Origin of the sequence: Arachidicoccus sp. (assembly GCF_050436765.1) — a bacterium.
Taxonomy (GTDB): Bacteria; Bacteroidota; Bacteroidia; order Chitinophagales; family Chitinophagaceae; genus Arachidicoccus.
Map to the genome: position 1 here is coordinate 1 of NZ_JBNQGD010000109.1, position 2969 is coordinate 2969.

The following is a 2969-nucleotide window of genomic DNA, read 5'->3' on the forward strand; positions in this document are numbered from 1 at the left end:
AAGATTAAATACACCAGAATGCTCAGGAAAAAATTGAACACAAATACTGTTGAAAAATCAACATTAGATCGGTTCTTTTTCTGGACTAAGGCCGAGCCCATACCACTATTTACAAAAGATTGAGAAAGCCCAATAAAAATAGCTAACATACCAATTAAGCCATAATCTTTTGGCATTAATATTCGCGCTAATACTATATTTATCGCCAACTGGCAAATTTGAACGGATGCTCTTTCAATCGTGGTCCAAATCATTCCAAATTTAACATGAGATTTCAATGATAAATTATCCATATTTTATAACCTCAATATAAATTAAAAATAAATTGTATTAAATATAAAAGTTTTCTATCCCCTTATTAAGGTCATTGTATAAAGATAACAAGGCATTATATTGCATATTATTCGAAAGAGTTAACGATGGTGATTACATTTTCCACTTCAGACATGGGCATTACAGGGCTAATTGGCAAGCTTAAGACTTCGTTATGAATCTGTTCAGTAATTGGAAAAGATAAATAATTCCATTCTTTATATGCTTCTTGTTTATGCGGAGGAATCGGGTAATGAATTAATGTCTGAATATTATGATTTGCTAGATAGGCTTGCAACCTCGCTCTTTCGGTAGTACGGATAACAAATAAATGCCAAACATGCTCCAAAGCATTTTTCGGGGAAATTGGCAAAATAATTTTATCATTTCTAATTTCAGAAAGGTATCTCTTAGCTATTAATTTTCTCTTTTTATTATCCTCATCAATGTATTTCAGTTTCACATCCAACACGGCTGCCTGAATTTCATCAAGACGGCTATTTAATCCTTTGTAAATATTAATATATTTTTCCTGAGATCCATAATTAGCAATAGCTCTAACGGAAGCTGCTAATACCGAATCTTTGCAGGTAACAGCTCCAGCATCACCCAAAGCACCTAAGTTTTTGCCTGGATAAAAGCTAAAACCAGCAGCGTCACCTAAATTCCCCGTTTTAATTCCCATCCATTCTGCTCCAATGGCTTGCGCATTATCTTCTATAATCTTCAAATTGTATTTATTAGCCAAAACGTTCAATTCTTCAGAAAAAACAGCAGCACCGTAAAGATGAACAATTAAAATGGCTTTAGTTTTAACTGTTATTTTTTCTTCAATTTTAGTAATGTCGATATTATAATTGCACAAATCGGGTTCAACTAATACAGGAAGTAAACCATTATCCGATATCGCCAATAATGATGCAATATAAGTATTCGCCGGAACTATTACTTCGTCCCCTTTTTGCATAAATCCTAATTCAATATAAGCTCTGAAGATTAATCGCAATGCATCTAGTCCATTGGCAACTCCAATTGAATATTGTGAACCGATATAGCTGGACAAATTCTCTTCAAAGGCTCGTAATTCCTTCCCTAGTAAGTACCATCCACTGCGGAACACGCGAAGAATATTATCTTCAATTTCTTTTTGATATTCTAAATTGACTCGTTGTAAGTCTAGGAATTTAATCATCTTAAAATTAATTGGTTGTTCTGAAAAATATACTGATCTCCGTTTTGTGACCTCAATTGAAGATCTAATATTAAACCATCTTTTGTAATATAACCTTTTAATTTGGCAGGATTACCATAAAATATACTATGAGGGGGAACATCTTTGGTTATTACACTGCCTGCTCCAATTAAAGAATATTCGCCTATTGTATTTCCCGCTAATATTGTCGCATTTGCTCCGATTGACGCACCGGTTTTTATATATGTCTCTGTAAATTGCTTTGGATACAATTTCGAGCGAGGTGCCAAATCATTTGTAAGAGTTACATTTGGTCCAATAAATACATTATCGTTTATTGTTACTCCATCCCAAATTTGAACTCCCGGCTTTATGGTAACATTATTACCAATATGAACATCATTTTCTATAAAAACTTGACAATTAATATTGCAATTTTCTCCAATTACGGCACCGGGAAGTACCACACAAAACTGCCAAATATAGGTTCCATCTCCTATTTTTTTAGATTGGACGTCTGCTAAAGGATGAATTTTAACCATTGTTCCTAAATTTTAAAAAAAAATCATACTCTCTAATATAATCCATTTCATCATAATTGTGAGAAGCCAATACTAAACAAATTGCACCGGAAGAAAAGTTTCCTTCGGAAGCCCAAACTCCAGGCGGTATATGCAAACCAATATTTGGTCTATTTAGAAAAACTTGTCTTTTATATTTGCCATCATCTAAATGCACTTCAAAACTACCACTTGCTGCAATTAAAAATTGATGACATTTTATATGGGCATGTGCCCCTCGATCCTCTCCGCCTGCGATATCAAACAAATAAAAAATTCTCTTAACATCAAAGGGGAAGTTGCCTTGGTTTTCTACTACGGTAAGATTGCCTTCTTTAAAACTTGTCTTACCTAAATCTATAAGAGAGCAATCAAAAACGGATAGATTATTATTCATTTATTAGGCATTTAAATTGTTCATAATCTCTGATATAATCAGCTTCATCAAAATGTTTATCCGAAACAATCAATGCCAAGGAATTCGTGGAAAAATTTTCCAACCTTCGCCAATACATTTTTGGTATAAATAGACCGTAATAAGACCGATTAAGAGAAAATTTTAAATCTTTTTTCCCATCATTCAAATTAATATCAAAACTTCCAGATAAGGCAATAATAAATTCTGATTGTTCCTTATACGCATGGCTACCCCTTATTTCGCCTCCCGGAACATCATAAATCCAATAAGTTCTTGCAATTTCAAATGGCAATTGACCTGGATATTCAAAAAAAGAAAGGTTCCCTCTAGAATCCAATATTTTGGGTAATTTGAGAATGTGTGGTAATTCTTTCATAACTCAATAGTAAAATCTTTTAAATTAATTTCAATAAGTACTCACCGTAACCACTTTTCTTAAGTGGTTCTGCAATTTTTTGTAGTTGCGTTTTGTCTATAAAATTCATTC

General features: G+C 33.0%; 5 protein-coding genes. All 5 read right to left on the bottom strand.

The window, feature by feature from the left end; genetic code table 11:
- Nucleotides 1-293: oligosaccharide flippase family protein (locus ACQR30_RS04380; protein ID WP_429731806.1), on the bottom strand; the 293-nt coding region annotated here is incomplete at its 3' end.
- A gap of 107 nt (nucleotides 294-400) precedes the next feature.
- Nucleotides 401-1504, bottom strand: a complete 1104-nt coding sequence (locus ACQR30_RS04385; protein WP_429731809.1) for a DegT/DnrJ/EryC1/StrS family aminotransferase — start codon at nucleotides 1502-1504, stop codon at nucleotides 401-403.
- Nucleotides 1501-2046: an acyltransferase gene (locus ACQR30_RS04390; protein ID WP_429731812.1), complete on the bottom strand. Its 546-nt coding sequence runs from the start codon at nucleotides 2044-2046 to the stop codon at nucleotides 1501-1503. The genes ACQR30_RS04385 and ACQR30_RS04390 overlap by 4 nt, the downstream gene beginning before the upstream one ends.
- On the bottom strand, nucleotides 2039-2461 hold the full coding sequence (locus tag ACQR30_RS04395; protein WP_429731814.1) for a sugar 3,4-ketoisomerase: 423 nt from the start codon (nucleotides 2459-2461) through the stop codon (nucleotides 2039-2041). Before ACQR30_RS04395 ends, ACQR30_RS04390 begins: the two co-directional genes overlap by 8 nt.
- Nucleotides 2454-2858, bottom strand: a complete 405-nt coding sequence (locus ACQR30_RS04400) for a sugar 3,4-ketoisomerase (protein WP_429731817.1) — start codon at nucleotides 2856-2858, stop codon at nucleotides 2454-2456. The genes ACQR30_RS04395 and ACQR30_RS04400 overlap by 8 nt, the downstream gene beginning before the upstream one ends.
- Nucleotides 2859-2969 lie beyond the last annotated feature (111 nt).